Source organism: Maribacter polysaccharolyticus (genome assembly GCF_028882255.1).
Classification (GTDB): Bacteria; Bacteroidota; Bacteroidia; order Flavobacteriales; family Flavobacteriaceae; genus Maribacter_A; species Maribacter_A polysaccharolyticus.
The window spans coordinates 859824-879502 of record NZ_JARBUY010000002.1 but is presented as its reverse complement, the minus strand read 5'-3'; the positions used below and the strand labels follow the sequence as shown (position 1 = coordinate 879502).

At 41.1% G+C, this 19679-nt stretch carries 14 protein-coding genes; 9 read left to right on the top strand and 5 right to left on the bottom strand.

What is annotated here, in order from left to right; translation table 11 throughout:
• Positions 1-41: 41 nt before the first annotated feature.
• A complete protein-coding gene (locus PHU20_RS09680) occupies positions 42-7910 on the top strand; it encodes a Tc toxin subunit A-related protein (RefSeq protein ID WP_274825153.1) in 7869 nt (2622 codons plus the stop codon).
• Between the two features lie 244 nt (positions 7911-8154).
• On the opposite strand, the gene PHU20_RS09675 is transcribed toward PHU20_RS09680, so the two are convergent.
• Positions 8155-8820: an N-acetylmuramoyl-L-alanine amidase family protein gene (locus tag PHU20_RS09675; RefSeq protein WP_274825152.1), complete on the bottom strand. Its 666-nt coding sequence runs from the start codon at positions 8818-8820 to the stop codon at positions 8155-8157.
• 164 nt (positions 8821-8984) lie between these two features.
• On the opposite strand from PHU20_RS09675, the gene PHU20_RS09670 reads away from it, so the two are divergent.
• Genes PHU20_RS09670 through PHU20_RS09635 form a run of 8 tightly spaced genes read left to right on the top strand, consistent with a single transcriptional unit; the run spans position 8985 to position 15800 of the window.
• Entirely contained in the window at positions 8985-9272 is a 288-nt protein-coding gene (locus tag PHU20_RS09670; protein ID WP_274825151.1) for a hypothetical protein, read from the top strand.
• Positions 9272-9553, top strand: a complete 282-nt coding sequence (locus PHU20_RS09665) for a hypothetical protein (RefSeq protein WP_274825150.1) — start codon at positions 9272-9274, stop codon at positions 9551-9553. The genes PHU20_RS09670 and PHU20_RS09665 overlap by 1 nt, the downstream gene beginning before the upstream one ends.
• Positions 9543-11957 (top strand): TraG family conjugative transposon ATPase, encoded by a 2415-nt coding sequence (locus PHU20_RS09660; protein WP_274825149.1) that lies wholly within the window; start codon positions 9543-9545, stop codon positions 11955-11957. The genes PHU20_RS09665 and PHU20_RS09660 overlap by 11 nt, the downstream gene beginning before the upstream one ends.
• A 23-nt stretch (positions 11958-11980) precedes the next feature.
• Positions 11981-12565 (top strand): conjugal transfer protein, encoded by a 585-nt coding sequence (locus tag PHU20_RS09655; RefSeq protein WP_274825148.1) that lies wholly within the window; start codon positions 11981-11983, stop codon positions 12563-12565.
• Between the two features lie 12 nt (positions 12566-12577).
• Positions 12578-13408: a hypothetical protein gene (locus PHU20_RS09650; RefSeq protein ID WP_274825147.1), complete on the top strand. Its 831-nt coding sequence runs from the start codon at positions 12578-12580 to the stop codon at positions 13406-13408.
• Between the two features lie 10 nt (positions 13409-13418).
• Positions 13419-14042 carry a conjugal transfer protein TraK gene (locus PHU20_RS09645; RefSeq protein ID WP_274825146.1) on the top strand — a complete coding sequence of 208 codons (624 nt, stop codon included), beginning with the start codon at positions 13419-13421 and terminating at the stop codon, positions 14040-14042.
• Between the two features lie 13 nt (positions 14043-14055).
• The gene (traM, locus tag PHU20_RS09640; RefSeq protein WP_274825145.1) at positions 14056-14973 is read left to right on the top strand and encodes a conjugative transposon protein TraM; all 918 of its coding nucleotides are present in this window, start codon (positions 14056-14058) and stop codon (positions 14971-14973) included.
• On the top strand, positions 14970-15800 hold the full coding sequence (locus tag PHU20_RS09635) for a DUF4138 domain-containing protein (RefSeq protein WP_274825144.1): 831 nt from the start codon (positions 14970-14972) through the stop codon (positions 15798-15800). Before traM ends, PHU20_RS09635 begins: the two co-directional genes overlap by 4 nt.
• 30 nt (positions 15801-15830) lie before the next feature.
• On the opposite strand, the gene PHU20_RS09630 is transcribed toward PHU20_RS09635, so the two are convergent.
• From PHU20_RS09630 to mobB, 4 genes are all read right to left on the bottom strand, one after another.
• Complete coding sequence (locus PHU20_RS09630; RefSeq protein WP_274825143.1) at positions 15831-16088, bottom strand: hypothetical protein; 258 nt, start codon at positions 16086-16088, stop codon at positions 15831-15833.
• A gap of 78 nt (positions 16089-16166) precedes the next feature.
• On the bottom strand, positions 16167-16937 hold the full coding sequence (locus PHU20_RS09625) for a phospholipase D-like domain-containing protein (RefSeq protein ID WP_274825142.1): 771 nt from the start codon (positions 16935-16937) through the stop codon (positions 16167-16169).
• Positions 16938-17037: 100 nt separating this feature from the next.
• Complete coding sequence (locus PHU20_RS09620; protein ID WP_274825141.1) at positions 17038-18633, bottom strand: type IV secretory system conjugative DNA transfer family protein; 1596 nt, start codon at positions 18631-18633, stop codon at positions 17038-17040.
• A 20-nt stretch (positions 18634-18653) separates the two neighbouring features.
• The gene (mobB, locus tag PHU20_RS09615; protein WP_274825140.1) at positions 18654-19679 is read right to left on the bottom strand and encodes a MobB family relaxase; all 1026 of its coding nucleotides are present in this window, start codon (positions 19677-19679) and stop codon (positions 18654-18656) included.

Genomic DNA, 19679 nt, shown 5'->3' with positions numbered 1-19679 from the left:
ACACCAATCCCCAAAAAGGAATTAAATAAAACATTCAAATCATGGCAAAGCAAAAAACAACTTCGAAAAGAAAGGTCAAGGAAGTCATTGACCCTCAAATAAAAATAGATGCTACAAGACTTAAAGCGATCCCTGGACTCGGTAAGGTCAAGAGCGATATATTAACCACTTTTACAGCCGGATCCATAGATGCAAAGAAAAGCCTGATTAGAAAATGGCAAGGAGACAAATCCATTACAGATACACAAAAAGAAGTATTGTTAGGCTCCATCGGACTGCTTGAAGTAACTGGAGACAATACCGCCATTGTAAGTTTGCTAGGAAAATCGGGCGTCACGAAAATTCAGGATCTGGTCAAGTTTGATCAGGATAGCCTAGGCGATCTGATTGCCAAGGATCCCAATACACAAGAAAAAGGGAAGGAAGCCAAAGAAATGGCATTGGACATTCTCAAGGATGCCGAAAGAAAGCATCCGTCTACTTTTTTCATGAATCGATTGTTCGTAAATCCCAAAGCCGCAAATATAGATGCCAAACTCATCAAAAAACCGAGCAAGGAATTAAAGACCTTCTATAGCAAAAACAGTTCGTACGACCTTCTTTCTGACCCTATCATTTCGGCCAAGACAGGGCAGTTGAATGAGAAGATCGTTTATAGCGGTAAAGTAACACCGAAGTTGGTCAAGGAACTGACAACAGCCCAACAAGCACTTCAACTAGGACGAGATAGCGACCTATCCTTATTGCTATACAGTAAGGGAATTACCATCAGCAAGGCACTTGACATGAGTTACACTGGATTGATGAAGGAAACTGGAATAGACCCAGAAACCGCGATGCAGGTAAAAGCAAGAGCCCAAGCTCAGCATGAAACCGCCATGAATGGACTTTTTGCCTATATGGACATTGTGGATCCTACGTTAAAAAATACCATTTACAGTTATGCAGATCTAAGTCATATGATATTTGGGCCAGGCAAAATAGCTTGGGAAGCTGTAAAAGAGATACATGGATTAAAAGACCTCGATAGTATTGCTGATCTTTTTGGCACCCAAGATTTCTGTGACTGCGAACATTGTAAATCGGTTCTTAGTCCAGCCGCCTACTTTGTCGATCTCATGCAGTTTGTAGAGAAAAGGGTGATGAAAAAAGAGGGAGCAACAGAAGATACTTTGCCAGATACACATTCAATTCATCTTAAAAACAGACGTCCTGATTTATGGAAACTACCACTGACTTGCGACAATACCAATAAATCTGTTCCCTACATCGACTGTATTGTCGAAGTCCTTTCAGATTTTATTCATGCGCAACTTGGTGCTTCCAAATCTGTCGAGGACAGGTTGGCTGAAGAGGTTTCAGATATCGAGTTCAGCCTACCTTATAATCATCCATTGGAAAAAGTAAGACATTGGCTAAGGCATTTTGAGCTCTCCAGACTTGAGGTTTTGGAGTATCTATATCCCAATCCTAGCGCTAATGAAAGGCTCATCATTGCCCTTGAGAAATTGAACCTTTCGAAAGAACAGTATAATGTGATCATTAAACAAACCCACACGGCCAAGGTTGATATCGATGTCCTGGAATTCAGAAAAAAAAGTGGCTTATCCCCAGAAGATACAGAAAAATTGGTGACGCTACCGTTTTGGGAAAATAAACTATCTATTGATAGGAAATCCGATCCTTCCGATATTCAGAAATTTACCATGCAGTTCAAATCAACGCTACCAAAATGGCAGGGCACGCTTCATCGTCTATACAGGTTTTGGAAAGCTACCGGATTATCACTCGATGATTTTAACACCATCGCCAAAGTATATGATCTCAAACACAATTCTTTAAAAAAAGACACCATTCTAAAGTTTGCGGATTTCTTAAGGCTTAAAGACGCCTTAAAATTAGATATTCAAACCACAGCTGCAATCCTCAATGGAATATCCGAAGATTCGAATGCCAATTTTTCATGGCCGAATATTTTGCCATCAACTTGGATTACTGATCAGCAAATAGAAATTAAAGAACTTATAGAAAACCAAACGGATGAGGCTATAGAGTTAAACCTGCGCCTCCAAGGCATTTACAGTATACTAAGTACCGAGATTGGTACATGTTTACAGATGCTCGAAAGCGTTGTAGGATTTGATCCTGGCGATGGTAAAAAATATGTAAAATTTGACCGACCAACACTTAATACGTTATACCAGTACTTGGAAATATTTAAATGGACAAGTCTAGAATCGATGAATGATTTCATGCGATTAATAGTTATTTGGGGTGACGGTTCGTTCACTCCGTTTAATAGTTCAATCGAACAAATTCTAGCGTTTGACACCTTCTTGAAATCCTATGCTAAATTTGGATATACGGCTGATGATCTCATCTATCTATTTGATGAATCACTTGTTGAACAGACCGTAAATACCGACAGTCAAACATTTTTAGCATCTGCAGAGACTAAAGCCTTGCTGGCGAGTGATGAGTTTCAATCAGGCGATAAGTTTGCTGTGCTATACAACAGTTGGCTTTCTATGGATAAGTCCGTCCTTTCTTATTTAAGGGGTTTTATTGAAAAATCGGATAGTGCCCTTAATACTTTGTTCAACAGTTTATCGCAGACCACTATTCCGGACCAGACGATAATTGATTTATCTAATATAAAACTCTCGTTAGAGCGATTAAACCTCATCATAACGGTTTCTAAAATATCTAATGAGGCATTAATTAAACTTGGTGAAGAATCCAATACCCTGCTTTACCCGAAACTTGGCTTCTCAGCTTGGAACGACAAGTCGTGGATTAAAGGATTTTCAATCCTTAGCAATTGGATTTCTGAAACTGCCGACTTATATAATTTTGATATTTGGACAGTATTAAAAAATATTGAACGGGGAACACTCGATGGAGATGATTTTATTAAATCAATTGTAAAATGGAAAGGTGTGACTAATGCCGATGTCCCTGATATATTTGGCACAACGAGTTCTGTCATGCAAATAAATGCGGCTCTTGAAAGAGTCGATTGGGCAAAGAAATTGAACTTAAATTTCGCTTTGGTAGAGCGATTAAAAACAAATAATTCACTAGATAATTTAAAAGAGCAAGAACAATTACTGTTGAATGCCATCCGCTCTACATACACTAATAACGACACCTTTAAAGAAGGAAATCAAGAACTGGAAAGCAAGTTAAATAGTAAGCTGAGAGATGCCTTAGTTGCCTTTATCATTTATAACAAACCTATTAGAACAAAAAATTATGGCTTTAAAGACATCACAGATTTATATAACTACTTTCTATTAGATATTTCGATGGGCGATTGTTTTATGCTCCCTAAGGTCGTGATCGCCACCAACTCCCTTCAGACCTATATAAACAGATGCCTGCTTGGACTGGAAGTGTCTAGAGATGAAAAGTATTTCATCATACTGGATCTAGATGAGAAAGAAGAATGGGAATGGCGCAAGAATTATAGGGTTTGGGAGGCCAACAGAAAAATTTTCCTGTTCCCAGAAAACTATATCGAACCGGAGATCAGAGATAATAAGACGTCTGAATTCAAAGAATTGGAAGATGAACTACTGCAACAAAAATTGGACCTGGAGGTTGTAGAGAGCGCCTACAAGAAATATATCCATCAAGTGATGAAGCTTGCCGAGCTCAAAATCGTAGGTGCGTACAGAGACTATTGGAACGGCATCAATAGAATTTACCTATTTGGAAGAACAAGCACGCAGCCGAACGAATACTACTATCGTCATGTGGAAATACTTTCGGATGGTGCTAAGATCTGGTCTAATTGGGAAAAAATGAATGTCGCTATACCTGCAGAAGATGTCTCTGCTGTACGCCTAAATAGTAAGCTATATGTATTTTGGACCTCTTACCAAAGAAGAGATATTAATATCATTGACGGTCAGGATCAAAAATTATTGGCACATATATACGATATTTTTGCCAACTACACCTACCAGAAGATCGATGGTAAATGGAGTGAGCCACAGAAGATTGATCTCGGTTTTAGAAAATCAAGCAAATTTGATCCTTTTTTAAGAAAATTCAGTGATGATGCCGCAGATAGTCAAATTCAAGATCCAGCTTTACAAGATCATAATAAGCAAGATTTTATATCTGGTAGCACACCAAGTACTATGGATCTTACAGATTTAGCTAAAGAACTAAGGGAAAACGTCCTAAAATCTTTTGAAAAAACAGTATATCGCAAACCATATCCAAAAATCGTTCGAGGTGATTCTAACGAATTATCACTCTATCATATATGGACCGATAAAGAAGAGGCACTTGCTCCAAGATACAAATACACCAGAGCCATCTACGATGCTTTTGAAGAGGATATTACCATAAAAATAGTTAGAGATTGGTGGTTTGATGGTGAGCATGATTTTACATTCCCATTTAATCGGTTCGACAGAATCGTTTTATATCCAAGTTCCACATCGCAGGAAGCGCCACCAACAACCTTTACCATTCCTGATCAGACCGTTGGTTTTACTCTCGGAGATGATATATTGAACTTCACTGTAAAATTCGATGTTCCGAACCTGAAGTATCGCATAATACCTCAAAGTTCGAGTGGGAACGATAAATACTTCTTCAAAAATTTAAACGAGGTAGCCAATGGCAGCTTCTACCTGGACCATCAGATAGATTATATCCCAATTTCAGCCTTAAAAACACAGAAAAGTACGGTGGATATCACCCACCAAATATTAAAAAGCAAGCGCGAACAAAACTTATCAGTAGAATATATGTTAAACAGAGAATACAACACCTATTTTGATAATTTCAAATCCTTCCATGTAGGGCATAGAAACAGTATTCTGCTTTCAAGTACAAGTATTCAAAACCAAAGAGATTTCATTTCGGAACTCGCCATTGGTAGTCTACCAAGAATACCACTTAATCCAGAGGGATTACAATCGTTATGGCAAAACATTTCCATATCGGTGAACGAGCTTTTACATCATAAAAATCAGAATCATGTAAAAACACAGATCGATTATAACGAAAGCTTTGGCAATTATTTCTATGAGATCTTCTTTCATATTCCCATGAGAATTGCAGATCACTTGAATGCCGCTGGTAAGTTCAGAGAAGCAGATATTTGGTATCGATTCGTCTATGACCCTACGAACACCAAAGACGAATTTGAACGATTGGCATTTCCTGCAGATGTAAATTGGAATTTCGCTGCGTTTAGAGAACTGGGCATTAAAAAATTAGAAGACATCTATAGTAATGAAAATGCCATTGAGCAATATAGGCGCAATCCAGGAAATCCACATGCCATTGCTAGAATGAGAATTTCAGCCTATCAAAAGAATGTGGTCATGAAATATTTGGACAATTTAATGGATTGGGCAGATTATCTATTTGAACAATACACTCCCGAAAGCACAAGCGAAGCCCGAAATCTCTATGCAATGGTCAAAAACATTTTGGGAGATAAGCCTCAAAGTGTTGGCAGTTGTTCAGAGTCTGATGAACTGAAGTATGAGGACATCAACTTCCATCTGAATGAGGCGACAGGAGAGTTTATCTATAATATGTTTACCAAGGTACCTCTTAAAGCAAGCGGCTCCGCTTATTCCAAAATGGAGGAAGAAACCTATGTCAACAAGTTTGCCGAGAGGTTGGAAGCCAGGGCCAATATGAAAACCTATAACTACGTGGGTAGAAAATCAGATAAAAAAGCATACTATGATCATAAGGAATCCAGCTTCAGCAATAAGGATGTGTCCAAATACAAGAATGTGGTAGTGTTTAATGCCAGAAAATCGTATAATATTGGAAATCTTCATCGCGATAAACAGGTGTTGGACAAAGTCTATGGTAGACCACATAGACCTGTAAGGTATATCAATATAAAATCCGATCTGATTTTCTGCTTTCCAAAAAATGATATGTTCCTCGCTTATTGGGACCGGGTAAACGACAGAATCTACAAACTCAATAATTGTATGGACATTAATGGGAATAGACGAGTTATGCCAGCTTTTGCACCTCCGATAGACCCTGCGCTTCTTGCTCGAATGATCGGTGGTGGAATGTCCTTTGATGATATACTAGGGGCTTTAAATAGTGGTCTGCCATATTATAGATTTGAGTATCTGATTGCTAAAGCGAAAGAATTCTGCGGTACGGTCCAGAGTTTTGGTGGACAACTCTTTGCAGCTATCGAAAAAAAAGACAGCGAAGAATTAACACTGCTGAGATCCAGACATGAGCAAAACATCCTCACGCTCACGACGAGCATAAAACGTAAAAATCTAGATCAGGCAAAAACGAGTCTTAAGATTCTTGAAGAAAGTAAAAAAGGCTTGCAATTGAAGATCGATCATTTCGATCAATTGATTGAAGAAGGATTGATACCATGGGAGAGAACAGAACAAATTGCCAAATGGACCGCTGGAAGTATACGAATAGGTGAAGGAGTTCTCCAATTCCTTTCTGGAGGGTTGAGGCTTGTTCCACAACTCGGAAGTCCTTTTGCCATGAAATATGGTGGGCTCGAACTAGGGGACAGCGCAAACCGCTTTGCAAACGCTCTTGCTGCTACCGCGAAGATTGCCGATAACATTGCCGTACTTGCAGGAATGGAAGGTGGCCATCAAAGAAGAGACCAACAATGGCGTCACCAATTGGAACTTGAAGAACAAGCGATGGTCGGTATGGATGAGCAGATAAGCAACGCTGAATTGGCGGTTGCTCTGGCCGAATACGATATCGAAATGCATGAAAAGAACATAGCGCAATACCAAGAGCTTCATGAATTCTACACCACAAAGTTCTCAAATCTTAATCATTACACCTTTCAAGTGGGTCAACTTCAGAAACTGTACAAAATGGCATACAATCTTGCCTATGAAATGGCTACAGATGCCCAGCGTGCTTATAATTTTCAACGTGGAATTGCTCTTGCACATCCAGGATTGATCGAAATGAACAATTGGAATTCGGAAAAAGTCGGATTGTTGTCAGGTGAGAAATTGATGCTTCAATTGCATCAACTTGAGAAAGGATTCATAGATTCAGACAAGGTCAACAAACAGATCACACAGCACTTCAGTTTGAAACAGATCGCACCTGAAAAGTTATTGGAACTCAAGTTCAATGGTGAATTCAGGGATTTTGCCATTCCTGAAGCAGCTTTTGATGTGACGTATCCAGGTTTTTATAGAAGACGCATCAAATCGGTTAGAATCAGTATTCCATGCATTTCCGGACCCTATGTGAACATTGGTGCTACGTTGACCTTAGGAGTCAATAAGATCAGACAAGAAAAGGATACGGCTCTTATAGATTTTTCATTTAAAGGCTGCGATACCATTGCCACCAGTACTGCGCAGAATGATGGTGGTCAGTTCGATCTTAATTTCAATGGAAGTAAATACCTGCCATTCGAAGGCGCTGGAGCGATCAGTAGTTGGTCATTATCTCTACCCAATACCGTTCGTTCGTTCGATTACAATTCGATATCGGATGTCATTTTTCACATTAGTTACGAAGCTGAATTTGATGGCGTTCTTAAAACATCTGTCGAAAGTACATTGAAGACCGAACTTGGAAAACTCAATGGTACTAAAACAATAAGAACACTAAGTTTAAGACATGATTTTCATAGTGAATGGCATTTACTCAATCAGGTTAGTCATACAACCGATATTGAGCTCAAATTACAAAATACCCATTTTCCATATTTTGCCAATGTGCAATCGATCGGTGCTATAGAGAACTTTACTTATAACCTTGATGGAAATGATGTCTTAAGTAAGGTTAATTCAAGTCAAGGTATCACCAAACAATCTGGAATGAAGATCAAAATTCCAAAAACTCTTGGAACACTAAATCTAAAAGATGTTATGTTTTTTGTTTCATATTCATTGTCTTAGTTTCTAGTGCAGTTAAAATTGTGTTTTATTAAGAAACTTTACTTATTTTAATAGATTTAATGCACATAAACTTCTTATATCCCCCTCAAACAAAGCCACACAATCAATGTGGTTTTTTTGGGTCCTTCCTTGATTATAGTTTCAATTCCCAATCTAATTATTATTACAACTTTTATGGACAACAGCCTTAAATATTTGTCCAATCTATTTAAGAACAACCTCTAGTAAGTCTTTCATTATGTTTTTAGTTTGACCCTAAAATGGGATTATTCAGTAACAACAAACCCAAAGTCAACACATTTGAAGGATCCATAAAAAAGTTGGATTCAGTGAAATTGCTTAAAAATCCCAGTTCAAGCAAAACTGAAGGACAAAATTCGACCGTTTGTCTCAACACCTGAAAATTCGCGAACTTCACTCCCCTACTCTTGAAACCGAGTTTGTCCGTTATGCTTTTCTCAAATAGGTATCCTAACCAAATTGAATCTTCTTGATATATACCCTCCCTCTTTGAAACATATACCTCTACCCCTTTAGCTTTAGGATTGTCAGCGTGATTACAATGGAGGGACACAAAAATATCAGCTTGCAGTGTTTTTGCCAATTTCGCCCTATCACCCAAGGCAATCATGGTATCCGTATATCGCGTTAGATAAATCTCAAACTTATCCATAAAAAGGACTTGATTCAGCCGAACGATCTCCTTGGCGACATCCAAGACAACATCCTTTTCCTGAAAATGGTTTACCCCAATGGCACCAGGATCCTTTCCCCCATGACCGGGATCGATCACAATGATTTTTTTCCGGAACTCCCCTTGTCCAAAAATGAAACACATTTTCAGGAACAAGATGATCAAACTGACGTTTTTGATTGTTGTTACTCCCCTAAGATTTTCAGTTATCAACATACAAACATGAATTTCCAATAGAATCCAATGGCTTTTGCCATGAAATAAAAACAATGGGATTCAAATAATATTTTATTCACAAAATACTGATTTTCAGTATTTTAATTTAAATATATGATAATTTTAAAACATTGAAAATCAGTAAATCCTTAAACCGTACATCTATGAAAAAATCAAATTATCTTGTCTTAGCATTCACCTTATTATCCACTTCCCTTTTTGCCCAGATCGGAGGCATCGAAGATTCCGTCAATGACATTTCGGATACCATAAGGACCATTTTCCCTATCGTCCTTGGGGTCATTTTCCTTATTGGCTTCCTCTTCAATGCAGGCCACTTTTTCGGTGAAAATGCCGACTTGAAGAAGGGTATAACCCGTGTGTTAGTTTTTGTCCTTATCGCAGGAGCTGTAGTGGGTATCTTCACCTACCTAATCACCCTGGTCGTATAATGAAAAACTATCAGGTTTATCGAAACATCCGCAAGCGGGCCTTGTTGTTCGGGCTTCCCGTTTCTTTGTTCGCATTACAGATGTCGGCCTTAATCGGCTCCCTTTTAGTGGTCATTTTTTCCTTCAGCCTAATCTTGTTGATGGGAGCCATAGTGGTGAATACTTCCCTCTACGTCATTTTGTTGAAGCTGACGCATCAACCATATCTCTTGCACTTTGCCAAAGTATTCCCTTCTGCCATTTCCAATAAGAAAACCACCCCTATCAGCTATGAGGATTAATTTGACACAGCAATATCCCATAGTGGATATCCAAGGGAATGTGATCTTTGCCAACAACGGCAATTTGATCTTAGGGTACCAGGTGGCCCTACCCGAAATCCACTCCCTATCCGAAAAAGATTTTGAGGATCTTCACGGCAGTTGGTTTCAGGCCCTGAAATCGCTTCCAACGGGTACGGTCATCCATAAACAGGACATCTATAGAAAACTTGACTATACAGGAACGGAACTGCCCAATAGCACTTTTCTTGAGAAAGCCACTTATTGCTATTTCAAGGGAAAGGAACATATTGTCCATAAGTCTTATCTTTTCTTCGTATGGCCTAAAAACAAGGTCTTGAACAATGCCAAATATATGAACCCTTTCAATAGGGTTACGGAGGCTATTCCCGAAGCGATGACCACAGAGTTGAACAGTTTTAAAGCTTCCGTTTCTGATACTGTCCGATTTCTGAACAATAGCCAAAAACTGGAATTGGACCCGCTTACGGCAGACGAAATCCTATCCTTGACCGATGCTTTCTTTAACGGATTCCATAAGGGCTTCGATACGGATATCGTATTGGATAAGGACCATGCCCAAATCGGAAACCACTATTTTGATGTCTTGGCCATCAACAACGAAGGCTGTTTCGGTGAAAACGTCCAAAGCAGTAAGACCAATGATGCCTTTACCTCCGATGATTTTGTGTTTCATCAGGGCTTTATAGATGGTATTGGGCTCAACTTCAAGGAAAACCATATCGTGAACCAGATCATCTATTTGGACGATAGGCATAAATGGCGGAAGCTGCTTGAAAAACGTTTGGAGGAATTGGGTAAAAGTTCCAATTTCGGCACCCAGAATAAGGTGGTGTTCCGTAAGATCAGTAATATCCTAGACCAAATCAACCTAGATGATAACGCACGAATCATACGCGGTCATTTGAACGTGGTTTTTTGGAGCGACCGCAAAACCGACCTGGCACAAATAGCCTCTCGACTGAAGACGGAATTCAAAGAATTGGACATGGTGCCCTATTATCCAAAGGGGGAAGAACGAAAAAACTATTTACTGAACAGTTATTGTTGCTTTTCCTCCAATTTTTCCGATGGGGATCTTTACGTGACTGATTTAAAACATGCACTCTGTTTGCTTATCAATAATTCAAACTACAAATCCGATGAGAGGGGGGTCATCTTCAACGATCGCCAACATAACATACCCATCATAAAGGATGTATGGGATGAAAAAAAGAAACGTATCAAGGCCCGAAACTTCGCCATCTTTGCCCCTACTGGGGAAGGCAAGTCATTTCTTGCGAACAATATACTCCGCCAATATTTTGAAAGTGGTGTCCGCTTGGTGATCATCGATCTCGGAGGTAGCTACACCAAGTTCGCCAAACTCTATCCCGATGATCATATCGTACTTCGCTACGAACAGGGCAAAAACCTTGGGATCAATCCTTTTTATATCACGAACCCACATGATTTGGGGCCTGAACGGTTGGAAGACCTATCCGTCTTCCTTTTGGAACTCTTCGCCTCAGGGTTTAAGGTCTCTAAGGCGCAAGAGGTCGCCCTAAAAAAAATCCTGGTCCACTATTATAAAACCAATGGTAACAGTGGCCATTCTTTAGATGGATTCTACAATTTTATAAAGGATACTAACGAAGTATTGTTGGATACGCTTGGCATCGATGATTCCTATTTCAACATCAAGAACTTTCTTCACATCATGTCCGAGTATGTCGGGGATGGCCTATATAGTTTCTTGTTCGAGGTTCGCAAGGATCAATCGTACAAACTCGAGGACAAAGGATTGATTGTTTTTGAATTGGATGAAGTCAAGGACAATAAAGAAGTACTGTCCGTAATGCTCAAGCTCATCAAGTCGGCCATACAACGGACCATCTGGCACAACCGTTCCGAGAAGGGCATTATCCTTTTCGACGAGTTTGCCAAACAACTCAAATTCGAGAACGTATTGGAAAGTGTCGAATTCTATTACCAGGCTATCCGAAAACAGAACGGTGCCATTGGAATCATCCTTCAATCCATCAATCAATTGCCCAGTAATTCCGTTTCGGCGAGCATTCTTGAGAACACCCAGGTCATCTATAGCCTTCGGAATGAAAAAGGGTATGAGGAATTGGTCAAGAGACTCCATCTATCGCAGCATGACCTGAACCAATTAAAATCCATCAAAAACGATTTGAAAGGCGAACGCAAGTACACTGAGATCTTTATCAAAATCGGTAAGGAGAGTAACATCTTCCGCCTTGAGGTACCTCCGGAAGTCTATGCCGCCTATTTGACCGATGGCTTGGAGAACGACCACATCATGCGACTTTATAACACCCATAATTGTATGGAGAAGGCCATTAGGGAATTTGTAGATCTAACCTTTAATAAACCATAACCACTTCCATAAAACAACACCTCATGAATAGACTAAAAACAAGAACCTTCATTGTATCCGTCGTCCTATTAATATCAATGTGTGCCAATAGCTCTGCCCAAGGATTGCCCGTCTATGATAACTCCAATTTCATCTCCTTGGTAAAACAACTCTTTGAATCCGCCAAGCAAACCGCGGAAATGATCAAGACCGTACAGTTTCTCCAGGATGCAAAGGAAGCTATTGAAAAGGTGAACAATGCCGTCCAACAATATGAGGCCGTAAAGGAAATCAACGCCAATAACGAAGCTCTGGTCACTATGGTCAGGAACGATTTAAGGGAAATCCTGAATTCCCCCTACATACATCCCCATGAGATTGATGCTATCTCGAATGCCTTCAATTCCATCATCGATGGGGCGTTGAACAATCTGGAATTCATGCAACAGGTACTGTCCAACGATTTTTTGAAAATGACCGACGCGGAACGTTTGGCCATATTGGAATCCCATAGGGATGAATCCAAAAAAATGGTGGCGGATATTACCTTAAAGAACAAGCGGTATCAGCTGATCATTTCCTTTAGGGAAATGCAGGATAGGATCGACCATAGGGAAACCAACTACTAAAACCTCGCATTTATGTTCTTATCGATCGGCTTGGAATATGTGGATGCCGTCTTTCAGACCATCAAGGATAGTGATTTTGCTTCCTATGTCATCGGTGGTATGAAGGTCTTGGCTGTATTGTTCTTTATGTTGAACATCCTCAAAAAGTATTACGAGGGAGGGGCGACCCAACATGGATTGACCTGGGGACTGACCCCCACCGATCTGATTAAGAATTTTGCCGTGGTTCTGGTCGTAATTTTCTCCACGGAAGTATTGGATGCCTTTGATGCTATTTTGGTGGCCATCGAGGGGCAATATCGCGGTACGGCGCCTACCCTACTCCCTTTGGGCCTCCAGGAAATCGAAGTGGAGGAAGATCTGGGATTGTTCGATGTCACGGCCAAGGCCATGGGATTGCTCTATGAATGGTTGGCCACCCCTTTTCTGGGCATTCGAACCGTTGCTTGGGGGCTTGGCCTCTTTTTATGGGTTCTCGATCTATTTATCTACCCCCTTTTCCTAGCCGAACGCTATTTCCTTTTGGGGGTGATGCAAGCCTTCTTCCCATTGGTCCTAAGCATGGCGGTTTTTGAAAAATTCAGAGAAATCGGATATCGCTTTTTTAAGTTGTATGCTGCGGTCTATATGATCGTACCCGCTTTCTTTTTGGTGAATGTTTTCGTCAATGAACTCCATCGGGAGATCACGGAAAATTTCTGGCCCAGTCTTTTCGGAACGGATTTCGGCAGTGAGTTGTTTGCCCCGATTATTGAACTGGCCGGAATAGGTTTTATCATCCTGATAAAGTTTAAACTCTACAAGCGGGCAACAAGTTTCACTTTTCGATTATTCACCCCTTAAACCCTTTTACATGAAAAAAACAAAAACCCCTTATAAAAATATTTACGACGTATTGGATATCAATAGGTTCATAGTACTATCTGTCGTCATAGTATGTTTATTGACCAGTGGATTTGCCCTATCTACCGTCTTCCGTTTTAATGATCGAATGCTCAATAGTGCCTTTGCCGTAAATACAGATGGATCCGTAATCCCGTTGAAACTGGTCTCTGAAAGGGAAAATATGGAGGTGGAGGCCCTCTCCCATCTGGATATGTTCCATAGGTATTTCTACGGCATCGATGCGTCCAACTACCTGCGTAACTTGGAAAAGGCGCTATGGCTTGGCAATAGTTCCGTGGATAACGTATACCGTCAAAAAAAGGCCGATGGGGTCTATAACCGGTTGTTACAGTATTCCCTGGTTCAGAAAATAAAAACCCTTGATACGGAGCTGACCTTATCCGGTACCACCATGGGATTCCGTTCCACGATCATCTTTGAGATCAACCGGGGTTCGGTAATCGATCGTTACCAACTGATGACCTCTGGGAACCTTATAAAAGTGGACCGGAACTTCCCAAATAATCCACATGGCCTGCTCATTACCCACTTTTTCGAAAATTCGTTACGAAAAATCAATAATCAAGAATAATACAACACTACAAATGGACAAAAATAAGATCATCTTTATCAGCATCATCAGTTTAGTACTCGCCTTTATCTTGCTATATGCGACCCTGGTCCTGGGGAAAACCGATACTTCGGAAGAACCAATAAAAGATCCAGGGGTACCCGAGCTAAAGGAAGAGCAAGCAGAATACAGTTCAAAATTGGAAGCAGTCAATGCGATCAAGGAAAAGCGGGCATCGAATTCCCCCAGTATCTATGATGAAGCCTTATTGGATTCCACAGGCTTGTACGACCCCATGCAAAAAGAAAAGGAACGCCAACGCATTGTGGACAGTATTTACCGGAACGGTAAGATCGATTATGACAATGGTACGTATGCCAATACGGCAGGTACACCTAAAACGCCCCCAAGAAAAAAAGTCCATTCCAAAAATAATATGACCGATATCCCTGATTTTGCTACACTGCATAAGGCCTTCTTTTCCGCTGCCCCAGAAAACAAACCAACCGCTTTGGACAAAAAACCCATCAAGACCGATGCCTTTATCCTCGTAGAGGTCCATGGTGAACAAACGGTAAAGGAAGCCGAGCGTTTGGAATTGCGTTTGGCCGTCGATGCCCAAATCAACAACCTATTGGTTCCCCGAAATTCCTTGCTTTATGGCTTTGTAAGCTTTAAGGCCAATCGGGTCTTTATAAATATCACCAATATCCATAATCTAGCGGTGGATCTAAAGGCCTTCGACCTCTTGGACGGGAATGAGGGCATTTATGTTCGAAACAGTATTCGGGGCGAGGTCAACCGGGAAGTTATAGATGATATCGTCCAGGACGTGAATATTCCCGGGGTTCCCCAGATCGGGGGAATCAAACAGGTCTTCCGCCGGAATAATCGCAATGTCAAGGTCACGATCCACAATCAGTATCAACTTTTCCTAAAACCCACCTTATGAGAAGAACAATCATTCTATTGGCACTAATAACAAGCCACATTGGGGTTGCCCAAGGGCTAAAGACCATTTATACCAATGAGCACCAGGTGGTATCCCTATTCTTTCCCAATGCCATCCGACAAGCGGTCGTAGGTTCCAAAAATTTCGTTTTCAGTTACAACAGGGAAATACCCCAAAATTATGGGCTACTACAAGGAACATCAGGTACTGAAAGCAATCTATTGGTCATCACCCAAAACGGAGGTGTTTATTCCTACCTATTGGCCCACGAGGGTATACTGGATACCTTGAGCTATTTTGTTAGACCCAAGGACAGGATCTATAACATAGCAACCAAGACCACAGCTATGATACAAGGCCCCATTATCAAACCTGGAGATACGCCAACGGAAAAAACCGCCAAGACCCTTGCTATTGATAACCAGGTGAAATACTATAGGAACTTCAGTTCCTACCAGCTCAAAAGCAACCGGAACAGCCTAAAAAGAAAAAGAAAAAAAGGATTGGCATTGCATTTAAAAGACCTTGTCTATAACCGTTCCGAGGTATATGCGATCATTGACATAAAGAATAGGTCCAAAATCGATCTTGAAGTGGATTACGTAAAAATCTTCAAGGTCAATGGGAACCTTCGTAAAAAAGCCTCCTATCAAAAGCTGCCTCTCACTGTACTCTATCGGCATAATTTTCCCAAGGTGGTCAAGTCAAGGGAAAATACCTCCCTGATCCTAGCGGTTCCTAAATTCACCTTGGGGGATTCCGAGAAACTTTGGATTGAACTCAAGGAAAAAAATGGAGGAAGAACCATGGGTCTGGGTTATAAATAGTTAATACCGACAGCGTCCTTAATCATAGATCTATTTCAGGGAGACCCTTGTCCAACCTGTTTCCGGTAATTCATATTGGTCCAATTTCATGACCGCCCTATCCCCTTGTTGGTACTTATATTTTAGGAAAGTGCAATCGTCATTACACTCCAAATAAAAAAGCCGCATCCTTTTTGGATAGGGCAACTTTGCATTTTCGCATTCCACCCGTAATCTATGCGCCCCGATTTCCTGAAGGAGATGTTTTATAACATAGCGGTCCGTATTTATGTAAACCACGTTTTTCATATAAATTTGGATTTTATCCATTTTTTAGGATATTTTCCAAAATTAAGAAATCAATTGTTCCCTTATTCAGTTTTAACATTATTTCCCTTTAAGAAAAGATTCAAGATACTGGTGTCTGCCCCATTCTTGTTGGGAAACCGTTGGCATTTTGGCTTCGTGCATCAGAAAATCGAATTCCTCCGCAATTTTATGTACTGATGGGATGTCATTGATTCTCACCCTGGTCTCATAATTATGCCTGGTTCCCCTATAGGTGAAATTCAACGACCCCAAGTACGCTATCCTATCATCAATGATGTCGATCTTACTGTGCAGATAGGTAGCCCCAAAACCATTGTCATCTTTGGTACGCACCACTTTGAAAGGGAACAAGGGGCTATAGGAATAGGAATAGACCTTTTTCTTGGCGGCTTTGCTACTGTACTGATGGCCGATAAGGTAAAAGAGAATAACCAAGGGCAACAACCAAAGCAATCGAATATCCATTAGCCAGAAGTTCAAGATAAGAAATGCAATTCCCGAACCAATACCAAGACCCTTGAATATCCTAGCCCTAATCATCCCCCTGTTCTTGCTCCTTCTTGCATGCCCATCAACGTGCACTTCTTGATCGATAAGTCCGGGCACCATATTTGTTCGACCGCTATAATGACCCCCAAGGCTATCGGTGGTGATCACTTGAACAGCGATACCCTTGAAGTGAAGATCCATAAGTTTCCCCATAAGACCTGGGGAAAGAAAAGGGGAAACGATCTTGACCGATTTTCGGGCCATCCCGATGTCCTCCATCAATTTTTTCCCGGCACCGGTCCCCATGTATATGTCGCAGCTGGTATTGTTGTAAAACATAGTTTTTTGATTTTGGACCAACCCTTAAAGATACGAAATCCCGTAATCACTTAAAAACAACTTTTATTCGTAATTTGTTATTTATCAACATTTTACCACCCTATGACTTCGACCGGAACAGCTGCCGGGCCTCCAAATGGATGCGTTCAAAATTGGCCTGAATCTCGGCATCGTTATAGGTATATTTTGGTTCGGGCAGGGCCCTTTTGATATGTGGGATCGGAAATCTTACTTTTCGTTCTCTTCCGTCCGCAAAGGCTACGAATTCCCCTTGTTTCAACCTAAAAAACACATCCGAACGGATTTTACTCACCTCCCTCTCCCCTTTGGTAATCCTGGAATCAAAATTCCAATTGCTGCTCTTACTGATACTTATGGTTGGCTTTTTGATGATCTCAAAAAAGCGTTCATAGTATTTGGCCGTATCAGGGTCGTTGGCCTTTCCGAAAAATTGATAGGAAAGGTTGCTCAGTATGGCCCGACTGGCCTTGTCCCCATAGGTCATATCATTTTGAATCTTATCCTGTAGCACATATACCGTGGCAATATCATAACTCCTCAAAGTGGCCGGGATTCGATGCATATTCAGTAAACGGATCGTAGGTGCTTCTTCCATGAGCACGAATGACGATTTTCTGTTTCGGACACTCATTTGCTTCGTAATTGTATGTAAGATGGTGGCTATCACCGGAGAATAAGCTGTTTCGTATTTGGGATTGTTCACGACGGATACCACGGAAGGATGATTGGGATTGTTGATATCCAAAAGTATTTCATCTGCCGAAAGCACCATAAAGATACGCCGGGTACTTATTTTTTTAAAGGCGTTGGCCAAGGTACCCATCACCCCGGCGGTCTGGCGTTCCGAATCCTTTCCAGAGATAAAGGCGTCGGCCATCGCTTTTGCCGTCAGGTTCGAGCTTAACCAAGCAATCAGGTTCTTGGTCCCTAAATATTGGTAGATGGCAATGAGATGGGGCAGTGTGCAAAGTTCGGAATGGTCGGTCTTCAATTTCCATATCATCCCGCCCAACAGCCCCTCAACGGCATCGTTGAAGAATTTGGAGGAGCCCATGGCAATGGACTCCCTTTGTTCCAACAGGTTTTCCAAGAGCACCCTGGAGACTTCGTTCACGCTTTCCTCGTCCTCCATATACCGTGGTGCTATGGGGTTTACCTTGGCATAGATGTCGTCGAACGAGATAATATGAAACGATACTTCGCCTTTTTCAAACAGGGGGTAAGCCATTTCCGTAATCTCAAAATGCTTGTAGTCATAGATCACCCCACAGAATCTGTTTTTGTAAAAGTGTTTCAACAGAGGGTAAACAACCGATTCCGTTTTGCCACTGCCCGCTGAGCCAATGATGGAAACACCACGACGAATATTTCGCATAGGCAGTGCCCTGCCCCGGGTCGACAATCTTACATGGTACTTTTTAACCGTTGTGGATAGCTCCTGCCCAAAAGTCTGCATCATATAAAATAGGGTATTAATGACCTGTAAAGGCAGGAGCCCATACAATGAAATCTGCAGTAGGTGTCCATCCCAAATAAAATAGCTCCCTACCCCTAGGGAAAGGACAAAGAAGGAGTTGATACCAAAGCCGAAACCGGTCCACCGATAGCTACCCAAAAAGACAATCAAGACCATGGGATATCCTATAAAAAGTATTGCCATTGTATTGGTATCCATAGCTGGTGTTCTCGATCAATTTAGATTCCGATAGAAGATGCATTCTTGGCCACCTTCAAGGCTTTTTTAAACTGTTTGATGGTCTTAAGGGCCAAATCGACCTTGCCTTTGGGAATGTTCAGCATGGGAACGGTTACTCCGGTCTTCCCCAATAGTTGGAATGCCGCACTTCGCTCGTTAATGGGAAGTTTCAATAAACGGGCAAAGTAGGCATGTGGATTTTTGATATAGGTCTTTCGTGCGGTATAGGTTTCCACAAAGTTCCGATTGTAAGTAAAGAGTCTGTCAAAGGTCTTTTCAGCGTTCTCGAAAAATTGGTCCCGATTAAACCCTCGCTTGACCTTTTTCCCATTTAAGAGGGATTCCGATTCCATATACTTACTTCCGGGGGAAAGGCTATATCTATTGGTCACGTCCTTACGGCTCATGATAATATGGATGTGGGTCTGTAGCCCAGGCTTTTTCATTCCCTGTTCGATGGCCTTGCCATTGAGGCGATGTGGAATTCCTTTTTTAAGTTTGTCAACCTGCCGTTGAAGGTTTTGCACATTACCTACCATCTCACCCCGTCGTGTTTTCCGGATATCATGCTCCAGTTTAGCTATTTGTGCTTTATATACCCGGTTCTCCTTAACTTCCCTATCAAAGCCTTTATAGGTCCGTTCATACTCAATTTTCGCATAATACTTGAGACTGTTCACAGGTACGGGCTGATTCCGATAAAAGGCAGCTGAATAATCCTTCATCACTTCCCGTACATATTTTTTCAATAATTCCCGGTCATTGTTGATGGCTTTCAGTTCCTTTTGACTGGGACTGATGGTGATCGCATAGAATTTCGGTTCCTTCCTTTTCAGTTTGGCCGTATTGCCATCGATTTCCTTGATCACTTTTTCTGGAGTGACGAAGTCATTGTTTTGGTCAAAAAAGTGTTCTTGTAACTCTGGTGTTCTTCCCTCATTTTCCTTTTCCAAATACGTAACGAAATCCGCTGAACTTTGTGAAAATGTATGGTCAATATGCTGTCGGGTAATACTGATGTACAT